At 69.9% G+C, this 18,399-nt stretch carries 14 protein-coding genes; 10 read left to right on the forward strand and 4 right to left on the reverse strand.

Annotated features, from left to right (window positions below; all coding sequences use genetic code 11):
* The first annotated feature begins 269 nt into the window (after positions 1–269).
* The 3 genes from IH54_RS0103175 (at position 270) to IH54_RS0103185 (ending at position 3,430) form a co-directional block, all read left to right on the forward strand.
* Complete coding sequence (locus IH54_RS0103175) at positions 270–911, forward strand: PadR family transcriptional regulator (protein WP_031512690.1); 642 nt, start codon at positions 270–272, stop codon at positions 909–911.
* A 23-nt stretch (positions 912–934) separates the two neighbouring features.
* A complete protein-coding gene (locus IH54_RS0103180) occupies positions 935–2,017 on the forward strand; it encodes an inositol-3-phosphate synthase (protein WP_031512691.1) in 1,083 nt (360 codons plus the stop codon).
* A 105-nt stretch (positions 2,018–2,122) separates the two neighbouring features.
* Positions 2,123–3,430 carry an MFS transporter gene (locus IH54_RS0103185; RefSeq protein ID WP_043179607.1) on the forward strand — a complete coding sequence of 436 codons (1,308 nt, stop codon included), beginning with the start codon at positions 2,123–2,125 and terminating at the stop codon, positions 3,428–3,430.
* A gap of 60 nt (positions 3,431–3,490) precedes the next feature.
* Here the strand turns inward: IH54_RS0103185 and IH54_RS0103190 are convergent, their stop codons facing one another.
* A complete protein-coding gene (locus IH54_RS0103190) occupies positions 3,491–4,957 on the reverse strand; it encodes a CCA tRNA nucleotidyltransferase (RefSeq protein ID WP_031512693.1) in 1,467 nt (488 codons plus the stop codon).
* Positions 4,958–5,216: 259 nt separating this feature from the next.
* Between IH54_RS0103190 and IH54_RS0103195 the strand changes: the two genes are divergently transcribed.
* The 7 genes from IH54_RS0103195 to trxA all read left to right on the forward strand — a co-directional run bounded on the left by IH54_RS0103195 (position 5,217) and on the right by trxA (position 15,118).
* A complete protein-coding gene (locus IH54_RS0103195; protein ID WP_052397011.1) occupies positions 5,217–7,490 on the forward strand; it encodes a DUF6049 family protein in 2,274 nt (757 codons plus the stop codon).
* A 25-nt stretch (positions 7,491–7,515) separates the two neighbouring features.
* A complete protein-coding gene (murJ, locus tag IH54_RS0103200) occupies positions 7,516–10,005 on the forward strand; it encodes a murein biosynthesis integral membrane protein MurJ (RefSeq protein WP_031512697.1) in 2,490 nt (829 codons plus the stop codon).
* A gap of 140 nt (positions 10,006–10,145) precedes the next feature.
* Positions 10,146–12,068, forward strand: a complete 1,923-nt coding sequence (locus tag IH54_RS0103205) for a protein kinase family protein (protein WP_107060080.1) — start codon at positions 10,146–10,148, stop codon at positions 12,066–12,068.
* 27 nt (positions 12,069–12,095) lie between these two features.
* Positions 12,096–12,776 (forward strand): RNA polymerase sigma factor SigM, encoded by a 681-nt coding sequence (sigM, locus tag IH54_RS0103210; RefSeq protein ID WP_031512699.1) that lies wholly within the window; start codon positions 12,096–12,098, stop codon positions 12,774–12,776.
* Complete coding sequence (locus tag IH54_RS0103215) at positions 12,773–13,654, forward strand: anti-sigma factor family protein (protein WP_031512701.1); 882 nt, start codon at positions 12,773–12,775, stop codon at positions 13,652–13,654. Before sigM ends, IH54_RS0103215 begins: the two co-directional genes overlap by 4 nt.
* Positions 13,655–13,797: 143 nt before the next feature.
* Complete coding sequence (gene trxB, locus IH54_RS0103220) at positions 13,798–14,748, forward strand: thioredoxin-disulfide reductase (RefSeq protein WP_031512702.1); 951 nt, start codon at positions 13,798–13,800, stop codon at positions 14,746–14,748.
* Between the two features lie 40 nt (positions 14,749–14,788).
* Positions 14,789–15,118, forward strand: a complete 330-nt coding sequence (gene trxA / locus IH54_RS0103225) for a thioredoxin (protein WP_031512704.1) — start codon at positions 14,789–14,791, stop codon at positions 15,116–15,118.
* 108 nt (positions 15,119–15,226) lie between these two features.
* On the opposite strand, the gene IH54_RS0103230 is transcribed toward trxA, so the two are convergent.
* From IH54_RS0103230 to IH54_RS0103240, 3 genes are all read right to left on the reverse strand, one after another.
* A complete protein-coding gene (locus IH54_RS0103230) occupies positions 15,227–15,844 on the reverse strand; it encodes a GNAT family N-acetyltransferase (protein WP_031512705.1) in 618 nt (205 codons plus the stop codon).
* A gap of 74 nt (positions 15,845–15,918) precedes the next feature.
* On the reverse strand, positions 15,919–17,010 hold the full coding sequence (locus IH54_RS0103235; RefSeq protein ID WP_031512706.1) for a ParB/RepB/Spo0J family partition protein: 1,092 nt from the start codon (positions 17,008–17,010) through the stop codon (positions 15,919–15,921).
* Positions 17,007–18,125, reverse strand: coding sequence for a ParA family protein (locus IH54_RS0103240; RefSeq protein ID WP_078861893.1), 1,119 nt, complete (start codon positions 18,123–18,125; stop codon positions 17,007–17,009). Before IH54_RS0103240 ends, IH54_RS0103235 begins: the two co-directional genes overlap by 4 nt.
* Positions 18,126–18,399 lie beyond the last annotated feature (274 nt).

Raw genomic sequence — 18,399 nt, forward strand, 5'->3', positions numbered from 1 at the left:
AGGCCGCACTGCACCGTGGATCAAGACGCCCGCGATCGGCGTGGGGTTCCCGGTGCTCCGCATGGCGAACAGAGTACGCAGGGTCAAAAGACGCATGATGCGAACATTCAGCACATAGCGGACCTAGTGAGAGTCACAGGTTTACGGATGTGACGCCGGTCACGACGACCCGCCTTGCATGATGTCTCGCGCCGCTCTATCGTCACGATGTATCGACTCGATACATCGGATCGACAGAACCGCGAAACGAGAGGACGAGGGACGGGCCATTGAGCAAGCGCTCCGGAATCCTCGAGTTCGCGGTTCTCGGTCTGCTGCGCGAGTCCCCGATGCATGGCTACGAGTTGCGCAAGCGGCTCAACACCTCGCTCGGGGTCTTCCGGGCCTTCAGCTACGGGAGCCTGTATCCCTGTCTGAAGACGCTCGTCGCGGTGGGGTGGCTGGTGGAGGAGTCGGCGGTGGACAGCGATCCGCACGCCGCGCCTCTGGCCGGACGCCGTGCGAAGATCGTCTACCGGCTGACGGCGGCGGGCAAGGAGCACTTCGAAGAGCTCCTGGCCCACTCCGGTCCCGACGCCTGGGAGGACGAGCACTTCGCAGCCCGCTTCGCCTTCTTCGGTCAGACGTCCAAGGACGTCAGGATGCGAGTGCTCGAAGGGCGGCGCAGCCGCCTGGAGGAGCGCCTGGAGAAGATGCGCGTCTCACTGGCCCGCACCCGCGAGCGGCTCGACGACTACACGCTTGAGCTGCAGCGGCACGGCATGGAGTCGGTGGAGCGCGAGGTCCGCTGGCTCAACGAGCTCATCGAGACCGAGCGGGCCGGGCGCACGATGCGCTCGCCCGATCAGCGGGACGACAACGACAACAACCAAGAGAACGGCGGCCGACCCGAAGCCCGGGGAACCGCGTGACGATTACACAGGGAGCAACGGGTATGGGTGCGGTTCGCGTAGCCATCGTCGGTGTGGGCAACTGCGCCACGTCGCTGGTGCAGGGCGTCGAGTACTACAAGGACGCTGACCCGGACGGCAAGGTGCCTGGTCTCATGCACGTGCAGTTCGGCGACTACCACGTGCGGGACGTCGAGTTCGTCGCCGCCTTCGACGTCGACGCGAAGAAGGTCGGCCTCGACCTCGCGGACGCCATCGGAGCCAGCGAGAACAACACCATCAAGATCTGCGACGTGCCGCAGACCGGCGTGACGGTCCAGCGCGGCCACACCCTCGACGGCCTCGGCAAGTACTACCGGGAGACCATCGAGGAGTCGGCCGACGAGCCCGTGGACATCGTCCAGGTGCTCAAGGACCGCCAGGTCGACGTGCTGGTCTGCTACCTGCCCGTCGGCTCCGAGGCCGCGGCGAAGTTCTACGCCCAGTGCGCCATCGACGCCAAGGTCGCCTTCGTCAACGCCCTCCCGGTCTTCATCGCCGGCACCAAGGAGTGGGCGGACAAGTTCACCGAGGCCGGCGTGCCGATCGTCGGTGACGACATCAAGTCGCAGGTGGGCGCGACCATCACGCACCGCGTGATGGCCAAGCTGTTCGAGGACCGCGGTGTGGTCCTGGAGCGCACGATGCAGCTGAACGTCGGCGGCAACATGGACTTCAAGAACATGCTCGAGCGCGAGCGCCTGGAGTCCAAGAAGATCTCCAAGACGCAGGCCGTCACCTCGCAGATCCCCGACCGTGACCTCGGCGCCAAGAACGTGCACATCGGCCCGTCCGACTACGTGCAGTGGCTCGACGACCGCAAGTGGGCGTACGTCCGCCTTGAGGGCCGCGCCTTTGGTGACGTCCCGCTGAACCTGGAGTACAAGCTCGAGGTCTGGGACTCCCCGAACTCCGCCGGCGTCATCATCGACGCGCTGCGCGCCGCGAAGATCGCCAAGGACCGCGGCATCGGCGGCCCGATCCTGTCGGCGTCCTCGTACTTCATGAAGTCCCCGCCGGTGCAGTACTTCGACGACGAGGCCCGCGAGAACGTCGAGAAGTTCATCCGCGGCGACGTCGAGCGCTGACACACCGCTCACACGGTGCGCGTCATTTAGCACCGCGCACGGCTCTCGCACGGAAGGCCCTGGGTCGCGTACCCGGGGCCTTCCGCGTCGTGTGAGGCTGTGCGCATGGGCCTTCTGCGCGACCTGCGCGTTCTGCTGCGGCTGCCGGACTTCCGCCGGCTGCTCGGGGTGCGGTTGCTGTCCCAGCTGTCCGACGGCGTCTTCCAGATCGCGCTGGCCGCCTACGTGGTCTTCTCGCCGGAGAAGCAGGCCACCCCGGGGGCCGTCGCGTCCGCGATGGCGGTCCTACTGCTGCCCTACTCGCTGCTCGGCCCCTTCACCGGCGTGCTGCTCGACCGCTGGCGGCGGCGCCAGGTGCTGCTGTACTGCAACCTGCTGCGGGCGGTGCTGTCCTGCGGGACCGCGGGGCTCATCCTGCTGCACGTCCCGGACTGGCTGTTCTACCTGTCCGCCCTGTCGGTGACCGCGGTCAACCGCTTCGTCCTCGCCGGGCTCTCCGCGGCCCTGCCCCGGGTGGTGGACCGGGGCGCCCTGGTGACCGCCAACGCACTCACCCCGACGACCGGCACCCTCGCGGCCACCGTGGGCGGCGGGGCCGCATTTGTGGTGCACCTCTTCGCCGCCGAGGGTGATGCGGCCGACGCCGCGACGGTGCTGCTCGGGGCTCTGCTCTATCTGTGCGCGGGCCTGGCGGCGCTGACCCTGGGCCGCGATCTGCTCGGCCCCGACCCGGAACGGGTGCGCCCGCGGGTGCTGTCCGCCGTCGCCGGCACCGCGCAGGGTCTGCGGAAGGGGCTGGGGCATCTGCGCCGCCGCCCGCCGGCTGCGCGGGCGATGGCAGCCATGACCGCGATGCGCTTCTGCTTCGGCGCGCTCACGGTGACCCTGCTGATGCTCTGCCGCTACTCCTGGTCCGACGCGTCCGACACCGACGCCGGCCTCGGCCTGCTGGGGTTGGCCGTGGGGTTGTCGGCCGCCGGGTTCTTCGCCGCCGCTCTCGTCACCCCGTGGGCCACCGGACGGCTCGGCACCTCCGGCTGGATCACCGTGTGCTGCGCCGCCTCGGCGGTGCTGCTGCCGCCGCTCGCCCTGTCGTTCACACTCGCGCCGATGATGCTCGCCGCGGTCCTGTTCGGCTTCACCACGCAGGGCGCCAAGATCGCCACCGACACGGTCATCCAGGAGCAGGTGGACGACGCGTACCGGGGCCGGGTCTTCTCGGTCTACGACGTCGTCTTCAACGTCGCCTTCGTGGGAGCCGCCGCGGCCGCGGCGCTGATGCTCCCCGCCGACGGGCGCTCGTCCGTACTGGTCGTGTCCCTCGCGCTGATCTACGCCGCCACCGCGATCGGGATGGTGCGGGTCCGCGATGTTTCACGTGGAACACCGCGCGCGAGCACCCCGGCGGGCTGACTCCGAGGGGCATGTTTCACGTGAAACATGCCCCCGCTCGCCCGGCAGGAAGGCCCACTCTCAGCCGGCGGACTGCGCCGCCCACCACTCGTGCAGGGCCGCGGTTGCGGCCTCCTCGCCCAGCGGGCCGTTCTCCAGCCGCAGCTCCAGCAGATACTGGTACGCCTTGCCCACCACAGGCCCCGGCGGGATTCCCAGCACGGACATGATCTGGTTGCCGTCCAGGTCGGGCCGGATCGCATCCAGCTCCTCCTGCTCCTGGAGTTCGGCGATCCGCGCCTCCAGGCTGTCGTACGTCCGCGACAGCGCCGCCGCCTTGCGCTTGTTGCGGGTCGTGCAGTCGGAGCGGGTCAGCTTGTGCAGCCGCTCCAGCAGCGGCCCCGCATCCCGTACGTAGCGGCGCACCGCGGAGTCGGTCCACTCGCCGCTGCCGTAGCCGTGGAAGCGCAGGTGCAGCTCGACCAGCCGGGAGACGTCCTTCACCAGCTCGTTGGAGTACTTCAGCTGAAGCATGCGCGCCTTGGTCAGCTTGGCACCCACCACCTCGTGGTGGTGGAAGGAGACCCGGCCGTCCGACTCGAAGCGCCGGGTCTTCGGCTTGCCGATGTCGTGCAGCAGCGCGGCCAGCCGCAGCACGAGGTCCGGCCCGTCGTCCTCCAGGTCGATGGCCTGCTCCAGCACCGTCAGGGTGTGTTCGTAGACGTCCTTGTGCCGGAAGTGCTCGTCACGCTCCAGCCTCAGGGCCGACAGCTCGGGCAGCACCCGGTCGGCGAGCCCCGTGTCCACCAGCAGCCGCAGCCCCTTGCGGGGGTTGTCGGAGAGGATCAGCTTGTTCAGCTCGTCCCGGATCCGCTCGGCGGAGACGATCTCGATCCGGTCGGCCATCTCCGTCATGGCGGCGACCACCTCGGGCGCCACCTCGAAGTCCAGCTGGGCGGCGAAGCGGGCGGCACGCAGCATCCGCAGCGGATCGTCGGAGAAGGACGCCTCAGGTGCCCCCGGAGTACGCAGCACCCGGGCGGCTAGGTCGTTGAGGCCGCCGTAGGGATCGATGAAGTCGCTCTCGGGCAGCGCCACCGCCATCGCGTTGACCGTGAAGTCCCGGCGGACCAGATCCTCCTCGATGGTGTCGCCGTAGGAGACCTCGGGCTTGCGGGACGTACGGTCGTACGCCTCGCTGCGGTAGGTGGTGACCTCGATCTGGAAGCCGCGTGTCACGCCGTCCAGCCCCTGCGCCTTCTTCATGCCGCCGACCGTGCCGAAGGCGATGCCGACCTCCCACACCGCGTCCGCCCACGGCCGCAGGAGCTTCAGGACCTGCTCGGGGCGCGCGTCGGTGGTGAAGTCCAGGTCGTTGCCGAGCCGGCCCAGCAGGGTGTCCCGGACCGACCCGCCGACCAGGGCGAGCGCGAACCCGGCAGCGCGGAAGCGGCGCCCCAGGTCCTCGGCTACGGGCTCGACCCGGCGGGAGGCCTGTGCGGCACCGGCGGACGACGGGGTCTGAGCGGCATTGTTGGCATTCGGCACAACGTAAAAGGGTACGGGTCCGCGAGTGCCCCGCGCGCACAGGTTTCCCGGCCCGGCCGGGCTCCGGTACCAAGCCCGTATCAACCCGTCCCAAGCTGCCGTCCACGGCACTGCGGCACAGCGCCGATCGTTACCATGCCAACACGCACATCGGATGGACCAGCACGGCAGACGATCAGATCCACAGACGAGGACGGGCGAACGCGTGGGCGAGGCGGCACAGTCACCCGGAAAGTCCCCGTCCCGGGTCCGGCGCCGGATGGCGCGGCTCCTGGCTCTGGCTACCGGCGGAGCTTTGCTGACCGGACTGCTGCAGGCCACCGCCGCGCCCGCCGCCCAGGCGGCGGCCCCGTCCGGCTCGCGTGCGGTCGCGGTCTCGCTGGACGTCCTCACCCCGCGCATCCCCGCCAAGGGCAGCACGATCACCGTCTCCGGTCGGCTGACCAACAACGGCAAGTCCGCCGTCACCGACGCCCACGTCGGCCTCCGGGTGCGCTCCGACGGCCGCCTGGAGACCCGCAGCGCCCTCAAGAACGCCGCCTCCCGGACCGGCTACAGCTACGCGCAGGACGGCGACGAGGTCAAGGGGTACACCACTGACGTCGAGGACCTCCCGGTGGGCGGGAAGAGCACCTTCAGCATCAGCGTCCCGGCGAGCGCCCTCGATTTCACCGACGCCGGCGTCTACCAGCTGGGCGTCGCGCTGGAGGGCAGCACCTCGTCCGACTCGACGGAGCACGTCGTCGGCATCAACCGCACCTTCCTGCCCTGGTACGGCGAGGACGATGCCACCGGCACCAAGCACACCAAGATCAGCTACCTGTGGCCGCTGATCGACACCTCGCACATCGCACCGCGCGGTGACACCGACTCCCAGCGCAGCCCGATCTTCCTCGACGACGAGCTCGCCGCCGAGCTGGCGCCGGGCGGTCGGCTGCGGACGATGGTCGACCTGGCCAGGAATCTGCAGGTGACCTGGGTTGTCGACCCCGACCTGCTCGCCACCGTGGAGTTCATGACCAAGGGCTACCGGGTCGCGGGCCCCGGCGGCGACGTCACCAAGACCACCGCGGGGACGGGCACCGACCTCGCCAAACAGTGGCTGAAGGACCTCAGGCTCGCGGTCGCCGGCGACCAGGTGATCGCCCTCCCGTTCGGTGACACCGACCTCGCCTCCGTGGCCCACCAGGGCCAGAAGGTCCCGGGCACCACGGGCTACTTGAAGACCGGTGCGGCACTCGGGCTGAGCACCGTCGAGACGATCCTCGGCGATACGCCGACCGCGGACGTGGCCTGGCCGGTGGACGGTGCGATCGACCCGTCCATCGTCTCGGTCGCCCGGACCGGCGGCGCCAAGCGGATCATCGCCCGCAGCGACACCTTCCACGAGAGCGAGGGCCTGGACTACACCCCGAACGCGGCCCGGCCGATCGGCAAGGGCACCACCGCCGTGGTCAGCGACGCAACGCTGTCCACCACCTTCATCGGTGCCATGTCCGACCCGCAGGACGCCGATCTCGCGGTGCAGAGCTACATCGCACAGACGCTGATGATCACCATGGAGGCGCCGGAGAGGCAGCGCTCGGTGGTGGTCGCGCCGCAACGGATGCCCACCGCGGCCCAGGCCCGGGCCATGGCGGAGGCGGTCCACGAGACCTCGGCAGCGGCGTGGGCCACACCGGTCTACTTCGACGAGGCGGCCTCCGCCCACGCCGACTCTCGCGCGAACCGCTCGGTGCCGTCGTCGAAGGCCTATCCGGCGAAGCTGCGCAAGCAGGAGTCGACCGTCCAGGACTTCACGCAGATCAGTGAGACCCAGAAGCACCTCAACACCTTCGTGGTGATCCTCACTCGCCAGGACCGCGTCACCGTCCCGTTCGGCAACGCGGTGCTGCGTTCGATGTCCACCAGCTGGCGTGGGGACCTGGCGGGCGCCGCGGCCTACCGCAACGCGATCGGCTTCTACCTCACGGACCTCATCGAGTCGGTCCGCATCATCGACAAGACGGCGCTGACGCTGTCCGGACGCAGCGGCACCATCCCGATCACGGTGAAGAACGAACTCAGCCAGCCGGTGAACGTGGTGCTGAAGCTCACGTCGGGCGCCAACATCCGGCTGGAGATCAAGGACGCCGACCAGCCGATCACCATCGAGGGCGGCCACACCCGTACCCTGAAGTTCCAGACCAAGGCCAGCGCGAACGGGACGGTCAACGTCGTCGCTGCCCTCTACACCGTGGACAATCAGATGTACGGGAGGTCCACGGCCTTCGACGTCCACATCAACAAGGTCACCGACCTCGTGATGCTCGTCATCGGCGCCGGACTGCTGCTCCTGGTCCTGGCCGGGGTACGGATCTACCGTCAGCGAAAGAAGCTGGCCGCCGCGGGCGGCGGTGACGACGGCGAGGACGGCGGGGACAGCGACGGGGATCCGGACGGAGACGACCCGGAGCAGCCGGGTGACCCTGCCGCTGACACCGGGCAGGAAACCTGGGAGCCATCACCAGCAGGTGAGAAAGTGGACGGGTAGCCGGAGACAATAAGGTGGGGCACTGATGAACGCACCGTATGACGGTGACCGCGACTCTGCGGGCCAGATGCCCCAACCCCCCGACCAGGGTCCGACGGCACCTGACCCGTATCTGCAGAACACGTATGCCTACGATCCGTACCAGCAGCAGGATCCGGCGCAGTGGCAGCAGCAGCCCGGCTACCAGCAGCAGGACCCCTACCCGGACGCGGCGCAGTATCCGCAGTATCCGGCGGCGGACGCGCCGGGCCCGGGCCAGGAGCAGCAGGGCCAGGACTACGACGCCTTCGCGCACCTCTTCCGGGACCAGCAGCCGCAGTATCCGCAGCAGGACAACGGCTACCAGCAGGGCTACCCGCAACAGCAGGGCGGCTACGACCCGCACACCGGCTACCAGCAGGGCGGGTACGAGCAGGGCTACCCGCAGCAGCAACAGGGCTATCCGCAGGACGGCGGCTACCAGAGCGGCCAGAGCGGCTATCAGCAGGGCGGCGGCCACCAGGAGTATCAGGCGCAGCAGTACGGCTACCCCGCCGGCTATCCGCACGTGCCGTCGGCGAACGAGACGACCGGCTTCTCGCTGCCGGTCTTCCAGGACACCGGCTACGCCCAGGAGATGTACCGCGGCGAGGCGTACGGCGACGCGCGCTACGCCGACCAGCAGTACGTCGACCCGCGCTACGCGGACTCCCGCTACGGCTACCCCTACCAGCAGCCTTACCAGGAGCCGTACCAGCAGCCCTACGAGGACCCGCGGCAGCAGCAGTACCCGCCGCAGGACTATCAGCAGCCCGGGCACTCGCCGCAGGGCCCGCAGCAGGGCGCTCCCGCCGGCACGGGCGCGCCCCGGCGGGCGGCCCCCGCCCCCGCCCCGGCGGCCAAGGGCGGCGGCATCCTCAAGTCCAGTGCCCTGATGGCCGCGGGCACCCTGGTGTCCCGTCTCACCGGCTTCGTGCGCACCCTGGTGATCGCCGCCGCGATCGGCGTGGCGACCCTCGGCGACTCCTACGCCGTCGCGAACACCCTGCCGACGATGATCTACATCCTCACCATCGGCGGCGGCCTGAACTCGGTGTTCGTCCCGCAGCTGGTGCGGGCGATGAAGGACGACGAGGACGGCGGCTCGGCGTACGCCAACCGGCTGCTGACCGTGGTGATGGTGGTGCTCGGCGGCATCGTCGCAGTCACCGTGATCGCGGCGCCGCTGCTGATCCGGCTGATGTCCGCCAAGATCGCCGACAACCCTGACACGTACGACGTGGCGATCGCCTTCGCCCGCTACTGCCTGCCCACGATCTTCTTCATGGGCGTCCACGTGGTCATGGGCCAGGTACTCAACGCGCGCGGCCGCTTCGGCGCGATGATGTGGACCCCGGTGCTGAACAACATCGTGGTGATCTTCACCTTCGGCATGTTCATCTGGGTCTACGGCTCCTACAGCACCACCCGGATGGACGCCACCACCATCACCCCCGAGGGCGCCCGGCTGCTGGGCATCGGCACCCTGCTCGGCCTGGTGGTGCAGTCGCTGGCGATGCTGCCCTACCTGCGCGACGCCGGGTTCAGATTCCGCCCGCGCTTCGACTGGCGCGGGCACGGGCTCGGCAAGGCCGCCAAGCTCGCGAAGTGGACTTTCTTCTTCGTGCTCGCCAACCAGGCCGGCCTGATCGTGGTCACCCAGCTCGCCACCTGGGCGGGCGCCAACGCCGACAAGAGCGGCTTCCAGGGCACGGGCATCACGGCCTACAACAACGCGCTGCTGATCTGGCAGATGCCGCAGGCGATCATCACGGTGTCGGTGATGGCCGCGGTGCTGCCGCGGATCTCGCGTGCCGCCGCCGACGGCGACATCACCGCGGTCCGCGACGACATCTCCTACGGCCTGCGGACCTCGGCGGTCGCGATCGTGCCCGCCGCCTTCGCGTTCCTCGCCCTGGGCGTGCCGATGTGCACCCTGCTCTACGCCAGCACCAACGCGGGGTCGGCCCGCAACATCGGCTTCATCCTGATGGCCTTCGGCGGTGGCCTGATCCCCTACTCCGTGCAATACGTCATCCTGCGCGGCTTCTACGCCTTCGAGGACACCCGCACCCCCTTCTACAACACCGTGATCGTCGCCGCCGTCAACGCGGCGGCCTCCGGCTTCTGCTTCCTGGTGCTGCCCGCCCGCTGGGCGGTGGTCGGCATGGCCTTCTCCTACGGCCTGGCCTACGCGGTCGGCGTCGGGGTGGCCGTCAAGCGACTGCGCGCCCGGCTGGGCGGCGATCTCGACGGCCGCCGGGTGGTCCGCACGTATGCCCGGCTCGTCGGGGCCTGCATCCCGGCCGCCGCGATCGCCGGGATCGCGGTGTGGGTCCTCAGCGACAAGCTGGGCGGCGGGGTGACCGGGTCGCTGGCGTCGCTGGTGGTCGGCGGCGGTCTGCTCGGGGGCATCTTCCTGCTGATCGCGAAGCAGATGCGGATCCAGGAGCTGAACGGCATGATCGGCATGGTGCGGGGGCGGCTCGGGCGCTGACGGCGCCCGCCGCGCGCTGCCGCGCCACCCGCGGGCAACCATCGCGGGCCGCCGTGTGTCGTGCATAGAGCCGGAGTGCGGGCACAATTGTCCTCGGCTCGATGTGAGATCGTGCACTGGATGGGGAGGCAGGAACGACGGTGGCGGATCGGAGCACGGCGGCCGTCGAGGTGGCCGATGAGGGCAGCGCACTGCCTGACCCCCAGCAGGACGGCACACCCGACGAAACGCCGACGGACGGCCGGCACGGCAGCAGCGCCGACGGCGGCACCCCACCCGAGGACACGGCAGAGGGCGATTCCACCACCGACGTGACCGCACAGCAGACGACGCAGGACCCCGACACGTCCACCGGTTCCGAAACAGCCGCCGGCACCGCGTCCGGCGCCGAGACATCCGCCGACAGTGCGTCCGGCGCCGACGAGCGGCCTGTGGAGGAGCCGGCGCCCGAGTCCGGCACCAGCGGGCCGGACGCCCCCGCGCAAGCCCCGCAGACCGCCACCGAGCCCCCTGCGGACAAGCCCCGGCCGCGCCCCCGCCCCAAGCCCGCAGCGCCGGATCTGCACAGCGGCCATCGGCTCGCCCGCCGCTACCAGCTCGCGGAGTGCGTGACCCGGGTTGACGGCTTCAGCAGCTGGCGCGCGGTGGACGAGAAGCTCCGCCGGGCTGTCGGCATCCACCTGCTGCCCGCCGAGCACCCGCGGGCCCGGCAGGTGCTCGCCGCCGCCCGTTCCGCGGCGCTGCTCGGCGACCCGCGCTTCGTCCAGGTCCTCGACGCCGTCGAGGAGGACGAGCTGGTCTACGTGATCCACGAGTGGCTGCCCGACGCCATCTCGCTGGCGGATCTGCTCGCCTCGGGGCCGCTGGAGCCGCACGAGACCTACCAGATGGCCAGCCAGGTCTCCCAGGGCATGGCCGCCGCCCACCGCGAGGGGCTGGCACATCTGCGGCTGGACCCGGGGGCCGTGCTGCGCACCAGCTCCGGGCAGTACCGCATCCGCGGGCTCGCTGTCGCCGCCGCCCTACGCGGGCTCAACGCCGACCGACCGCAGCGGCAGGACACCGAGGCGATCGGCGCCCTTATCTACGCCTCCCTCACCCAGCGCTGGCCCTACGAGGACGACGCGCACGGTCTGTCGGGGCTCCCCAAGGGCGTCGGCCTGGTCGCGCCCGACCAGCTGCGCGCGGGGGTCAACCGGGCCCTGTCGGACGTGGCGATGCGCGCCCTCGTCAACGACGGCGCGACCGCCTCCCGCGAGGAGCCGCCCTGCACCACCCCGGAGGAGCTGGCGAAGGCGATCGCCGGCATCCCGCGGATCCGGCCGCCCGAGCACCCCAAGCCGGTCTACCGGCAGCCCGCCTTCCAGCAGCCCCCGAAGCCGCCCGCGAACGCGTCCCTCTACCCCGCCCCGGAAGCGGCACCGGCCCCGCCTCCCGCGCTCCCGGGCCGCACGGGAAGCGCACTCAAGTGGGCCGTGTCGGCACTGCTGATCGTGGCCATCGGGCTCGGCAGCTGGCAGCTCGCGGACGCCTTGAAGTCCCGGGAGAACTCCACCCCCACCCCGACGCCCACACCCACGGCGCAGCCGCATTCGGCGCCGCCGCCCGCGGCCCCGGTGGCGATCGTCGGGGCCAAGTCCTTCGACCCGCAGGGCGACGACGGTGTCGAATCGCCCAAGCTGGTCGGCAACGCCTACGACAAGGACGCCTCGACGTACTGGGAGACGAACTGGTACTCCCGGGCCGACCTCGGCGGCCTCAAGGACGGCGTGGGGCTCGTGCTGGATCTGGGCAGCGACCACCGCGTCACGTCGGTCACCGTCGACCTGGGCGGTGGCGACACCGACCTGGAGCTGCGCGCCGCCGCCTCGGGTACGGGCTCCCAGCCCGCCGATCTGAGCGGCTTCAGCAAGGTCGCCTCCGGCTCGGGTGACTCCCGGGTGACGCTCAAGCCCGCCTCTCCGGTGACCACCCGCTATCTGCTGGTCTGGCTGACCAAGCTCCCGCCCACCGCGAACGGTGATTTCCGTGGCAAGATCTCGGAGATCAGCGTCATCGGCTGACCGACCGGGAACGGGGGGAGTCCGGCCTTGGAGGAGCGAATACCGCTCGGCGAAGCCGTCGACGCCGACCTGCTCGCGCGCCATGTGGCCGGTGAGCCGGATGCCTTCGGCGAGCTGGTCCGCCGACACCGGGACCGTCTGTGGGCGGTCGCCCTGCGTACCCTGGGCGACCGTGAGGAGGCGGCGGACGCCGTGCAGGACGCGCTCGTGTCTGCCTTCCGGTCCGCCCACACCTTCCGTGGCCAGTCGGCCGTCACCACCTGGCTGCACCGGATCACGGTGAACGCCTGCCTGGACCGGATCCGGCGGGCGGCGTCCCGACGGACCGCCACGATGGCCAATGACGACAGCCTCGAGGCACATCTCGAACCGCACGAGTCGGCCGAGGCTCCGGCCGAGCGCGAGGAGCTGCACCGCGAGCTCTTGCGGGCTCTGGCCACGCTGCCCCCCGAGCAGCGCGCCGCACTCGTGCTGGTCGACATGCAGGGCTACCCGGTGGCCGAGGCCGCCGCGGTGCTGGCCGTGCCTGAGGGCACGGTGAAGAGCAGATGCGCGCGGGGCCGCGCCCGGTTGCTGCCGCTGCTGACCCATCTTCGGTCGGGCGGGGCGGATCGTACGAGCGGCGGTCCCGGAAACCAGAGGAACCGGTCGGCGGGGCCATCCGTCCCACCGGCAGGAATGGAACAGAGCGGAGGTGACCCCCGATGACATCGCGTACGGACCAGAACGCACATCCCGACGTCATCGAGATCGCCGACCTCGCCGAAGGCATCCTGTCGGCCGAACGTGCCGCCCAGGTCCGCGCCCACGTCGACTCCTGCGCCGACTGCGCGGACGTGCTGGCGTCACTCCAGGAAATCAGCGGACTCCTCGCAGAGCTGCCGGAGCCCGAGGCGATGCCGTCGGACGTGGCCGCACGCATCGACGCGGCGCTCGCCGCGGAGCCGCTGCCTGTGACCGAGCAGCCGGATGTTCCACGTGAAACAGCGCGCCCCACGCCCGGCGGATTTCACGGCGATGTTCCACGTGGAACATCGGCCCCCGCCGGTCGCCCGGCCGGGCCCACCGGCCCGGGGCGGGCAAGGGAGCGCGGACGCCGGATGCTGCTGCTGACTGCCGCCGGGGCGGCCGCTGTCCTCGTGCTGGGCGGGATCACGTATCAGCTCACGTCACGCAGCGGCTCCAGCGGCAACATGAAGAGCGACAGCAGCGCCGCGGCCAAGGGCTCGAACCACGATGACGCCCCTCCGGACCCGGTGGCGAGCGATGTCGCGCGGCTTCTCGGTGGCGCGAGATCCTCGGGCGGCCCGGCGAACTCTCCGATGCTGAGCGAGAAGGGGGACACCGTCGTCGCCGCGCCCAACGGCACCGTGACGTCCGTCCCCTCCTGCGTGCTCAAGGGCACCCAGCGCACCGACAAGCCGCTGGCCGCCGAGCGGAAGCCGTACCAGGGCGTCGACTCCTTCGTGGTCGTCCTCCCCGATCCGGACAGCAGCAGCCTGGTGGACGCCTACGTGCTGACCTCGTCGTGCAATGCCACGACTCCCGCCCAGGTGCTCTTCCAGAACAGCTACCCGCGGGACTGAGACTCTCCTGGGGGGCTTGCGGCGGTGCGCCTGGAGCGCTGCACCACCGTGGGAATGCCCGCCCCGTAGGATCCGTTAGGCACGACGAGAGTCCAGCCAGTACCGGACCCCGACCGCAGTCCGCAGAGACGAGGAAGACACCCGTGAGCGACGTCCGTAACGTGATCATCATCGGCTCGGGGCCCGCGGGCTACACCGCGGCGCTGTACACGGCACGCGCCTCCCTCAGCCCGCTGGTCTTCGAGGGCTCGGTCACCGCCGGCGGTGCGCTGATGAACACCACCGAGGTGGAGAACTTCCCCGGCTTCCGTGACGGCATCATCGGCCCCGACCTGATGGACAACATGCGCGCCCAGGCGGAGCGCTTCGGCGCCGAGCTGGTTCCGGACGACGTGGTCGCCGTCGACCTGTCGGGTGACATCAAGACCGTCACCGACACGGCGGGCACGGTCCACCGCGCGAAGGCCGTGATCGTCGCCACCGGGTCGCAGCACCGCAAGCTCAATCTGCCGAACGAGGACCAGCTCTCCGGCCGTGGCGTCTCCTGGTGTGCCACCTGTGACGGCTTCTTCTTCCGCGAGCACGACATCGCGGTGATCGGCGGCGGCGACACCGCGATGGAGGAGGCGACCTTCCTCTCCCGGTTCGCCAAGTCCGTCAAGATCGTGCACAGGCGGGACACCCTTCGGGCGTCCAAGGCGATGCAGGAGCGGGCATTCGCCGACCCGAAGATCTCCTTTGTCTGGGACAGCGAGGTCGCCGAGATCCACGGCGACGGCAAGCTCGCCAGCCTGACGCTCCGCAGCACCAAGACCGGCGAGACCTCCGAGCTGCCGGTCACCGGGCTCTTCATCGCGATCGGCCACGACCCGCGGACGGAACTCTTCAAGGGCGTGCTCGACCTGGACGCCGAGGGCTACCTCAAGGTCCAGTCGCCCACCACGCGCACCAGCATCCCGGGAGTCTTCGCCGCCGGGGACGTCGTCGACCACTCCTACCGCCAGGCGATCACCGCGGCCGGCACCGGATGTTCCGCCGCCCTCGACGCCGAGCGCTACCTGGCCGCCCTCAGCGACGCCGAACAGCCCGCCTGAATCCTTCACCCCGCATCCCATCGAACCTGAGGAGACTGCCGTGGCCGGCAAGCCCATCCACGTGACCGACGACACCTTCGCCGACGAGGTTCTGAACAGCGACAAGCCTGTTCTGGTCGACTTCTGGGCCGAGTGGTGCGGCCCGTGCCGCCAGATCGCTCCGTCGCTGGAGTCCATCGCCGCGGAGCACCCCGACGAGATCACCATCGTCAAGCTCAACATCGACGAGAACCCCGTCACAGCCGCCAAGTACGGCGTGATGTCGATCCCGACGCTCAACGTCTACAAGGGCGGCGAGGTCGTGAAGACGATCGTCGGTGCCAAGCCCAAGGCAGCGCTGCTGCGGGACCTGTCCGACTTCATCGGCTGAGTCCGCGGCTGTTCCACGTGGAACACGAAGGGCCGGCTCCCCTCCGGGGGAGCCGGCCCTTCGGCTGTACCGCGGCGCCTGGCGGCCCGCCTGCGCGATCGCGGGTCCTCAGAGCGGCCGGAGGACCGGCTCCTTCTGTACGGCGCCCAGCAGCCGGTCAATGGCCATCTCGACATCCTCCTTCCAGGAGATCGTCGAGCGCAGTTCCAGCCGCAGCCGGGGATAGCGGGGGTGGTGCCGGACCGTCTTGAAGCCGACGGCGAGCAGATGGTCCGCAGGGAGAACGCACGAGGGCGAGGTCCACGTCGCATCTCCGAAGGCCTCGATCGCCTTGAAGCCCCGTCGCACCAGATCCTTCGCCACGGTCTGCACGAGCACCCGCCCGATGCCCTGGCCCTGGTAGCCGGGCAGCACCCGGGCGGTCATCAGCTGGACGGCGTCCGGTGACACCGGGCTCGTCGGGAAGGCGGTGGACCGCGGCACGTACGCGGCAGGCGCATAGAGGACGAAGCCCGCCGGCACCTCGTCGACGTAGACGACCCGGCCGCAGGACCCCCACTCCAGCAGCGCGGCGGAGATCCAGGCTTCCTTCTCCAGCTCGGGCTTGCCCGCCTGAACGGCGGCCTCGCCGCTCACGGGGTCGAGCTCCCAGAAGACACAGCGTCTGCAGGGTCTGGGGAGATCGGGAAGGTTGTCCAGCGTGAGCGGTACCAGCCGACGCCCCATGTGCCACAGACCCCATTTCTGTCGCTACCGAACGGCGGTGGCACCCCGGGCCGTGCTGCCGGGGTGCCACGGTGTCACTCGTCGTCGTCCTCGGCTTCGTCGTCCAGCCGGTTCTCCAGGACCTTGCCCTCGCCCGGCGCCATCGTGCCGAGGATGCGTTCCAGATCCTCCATCGACGCGAACTCCACGACGATCTTTCCGCGCTTCTGGCCCAGGTCGACCTTCACTCGGGTGTCGAAGCGGTCGGACAGCCGGGTCGCGAGATGGGTGAGTGCCGGGGACACCCGGCGTCCCGCCCGCGGCGCCGCCGTCTTCTTCGCTGTCCGCGGCTCGCTGTTCATCAGTTTCACGATCTCTTCGACCGTGCGGACCGACAGCTCCTCGGCCACGATCCGGAGCGCCAGCCGGTCCTGCTCCTCGGAGTCCTCCAGCGCGAGCAGCGCGCGAGCGTGCCCGAACGAGATCACTCCGGCGGCCACTCGGCGTTGCACCGGAGCCGGCAGCTTCAGGAGCCGCAGCGTGTTGGAGACCTGCGAGCGCGACCGTCCGATCCGGTCGGCCAGCTGCTCATGAGTGCAGGAGAAGTCCCGCAGCAGTTGGTCGTAGGCGGCCGCCTCTTCCAGCGGGTTGAGCTGGGCCCGGTGCAGGTTCTCCAGCAGGGCGTCAAGAAGCAGCTTCTCGTCGTCGGTGGCCCGGACGATCGCCGGAATCCGCTCCAGCCCTGCCTCGCGGCAGGCCCGCCAGCGGCGCTCGCCCATGATGAGCTCGAAGCGGTCCGAGCCGATCTGCCGTACGACCACGGGCTGGAGGAGCCCGACCTCCTTGATCGAGGTGATCAGCTCGTTGAGCGCGTCCTCGTCGAACACCTCGCGCGGCTGCCGCGGGTTGGGAGTAATCGCGTCGAGTTCCAGCTCGGCGAAGTAGGCGCCACTCACCGGCACCCGGGCGGCGGAGAGATCCGGCTCTGTTTCACGTGAAACAGGGATGTCCACCACGGGCGGCGCGTCGGTCGGACGGCGGTCCACCAACCCGGCCACCTTGGCGGCCGCGACACCACGGTCCGGCACCATCACCGGAGCGGCTCCCGCCGCCGGACTGGTTGGCTGCGGCGCGGCCGGGATGAGCGCGCCGAGACCGCGCCCAAGTCCTCTGCGTCGATCACTCACTGGATGCCCTCCGACATGCTGTGCGGGTGCTGCTCATGGTGCTGGTCTTCCTGCGGCTGGTACTCCACGGTCAAGCCGCCCGGCAGACCGCGCAACGCCATTTCCCGCGCCGCCTCCAGATAGGACAGGGCGCCGCTGGAGCCCGGGTCGTAGGTGAGGACGGTCTGGCCATAGCTGGGTGCCTCGGAGATGCGTACCGACCGCGGGATGCTGGTGCGCAGCACCTCCTTGCCGAAGTGGGTGCGCACCTCCTCGGCGACCTGCGAGGCGAGCCGGGTCCTGCCGTCGTACATCGTCAGCAGGATCGTGGAGACATGCAGCTTCGGATTGAGGTGGGCCCGGACGAGATCCACGTTCTTGAGCAACTGTCCGAGGCCCTCCAGCGCGTAATACTCACACTGGATCGGAATGACCACCTCGGCGCCCGCCACCAGGGCGTTGACGGTGAGGAGTCCCAGCGAGGGCGGGCAGTCGATCAGGACGTAGTCCAGCGGCTGCTCGTAGGCCTCGATGGCGCGCTGGAGCCGGCTCTCACGGGCGACCAGCGAGACGAGTTCGATCTCCGCGCCGGCCAGGTCGATCGTGGCGGGTGCACAGAAGAGTCCCTCCACGTCGGCCACCGGCACGACCACGTCGGACAGCGGCTTGCTCTCCACGAGCACGTCGTAGATCGACGGCACTTCGGAGTGGTGGTCGATGCCGAGCGCGGTGGACGCATTGCCCTGCGGGTCGAGGTCGATGACCAGCACTCGGGCGCCGTGGAGCGCCAGCGAGGCCGCCAGGTTCACCGTGGTCGTGGTCTTGCCGACTCCGCCCTTCTGGTTGGCGACCACCATGACGCGGGTCTGCGGCGGTCGCGGCAGCCCCTCGCCCGTGCGGTTCATCGCCTCGACGGCCATCTGGGCCGCGCGGCCGATCGGGGTGTCATCCATAGGAGGCAATGTTTCACGTGAAACATCGCTCCCGAACCCCGGGGGCGTGGAAAGTGATCCCCCGGCTGGTTCAGCAGTGCGGGGGCCGGGGACCGGGTCGGCCATCGGCCCCGCGATATTGGCGTCGGACCGCAATGACTCACTCTCCTCGACAGCAGGCTCGCGATAAGAAGAGCCTGCCATGCCTGAGGGGTGCTGAACCAGCGAGCCCCGGCCGCCTGTGGACAAATCCCGGTTATCCACAGCCGAATTGGTCTTGGTCGGTTTGTTGGCGCGCGCCTCAGCAGCAGCCCGACCGCGGCTGAGGACTCCTGGAAGCAGTGAGCGACGTTTCACGTGAAACACGATGCGCCGCACCACGCCGGTATTGCGGCAGACACTCCGGATTATGCTGCTTTGACCGTTTCCGTCGGCGCATTCAGCCCCGACGGTGCCTGCCCTGCCGCACTCTGCCCGG

This window comes from Streptomyces sp. NRRL F-5123 (assembly GCF_000721495.1).
Classification (GTDB): Bacteria; Actinomycetota; Actinomycetes; order Streptomycetales; family Streptomycetaceae; genus Actinacidiphila.

Excerpts from the sequence above, each read along its gene's own strand:
- IH54_RS0103185 (WP_043179607.1), top strand. The coding sequence starts at position 2,123 with ATGGGCCTTCTGCGCGACCTGCGCGTTCTGCTGCGGCTGCCGGACTTC.
- IH54_RS0103240 (WP_078861893.1), bottom strand. The coding sequence starts at position 18,125 with ATGGCAGGCTCTTCTTATCGCGAGCCTGCTGTCGAGGAGAGTGAGTCA.
- murJ (WP_031512697.1), top strand. The coding sequence starts at position 7,516 with ATGAACGCACCGTATGACGGTGACCGCGACTCTGCGGGCCAGATGCCC.
- IH54_RS0103195 (WP_052397011.1), top strand. The coding sequence starts at position 5,217 with ATGGCGCGGCTCCTGGCTCTGGCTACCGGCGGAGCTTTGCTGACCGGA.
- IH54_RS0103180 (WP_031512691.1), top strand. The coding sequence starts at position 935 with ATGGGTGCGGTTCGCGTAGCCATCGTCGGTGTGGGCAACTGCGCCACG.
- IH54_RS0103215 (WP_031512701.1), top strand. The coding sequence starts at position 12,773 with ATGACATCGCGTACGGACCAGAACGCACATCCCGACGTCATCGAGATC.
- IH54_RS0103230 (WP_031512705.1), bottom strand. The coding sequence starts at position 15,844 with ATGGGGCGTCGGCTGGTACCGCTCACGCTGGACAACCTTCCCGATCTC.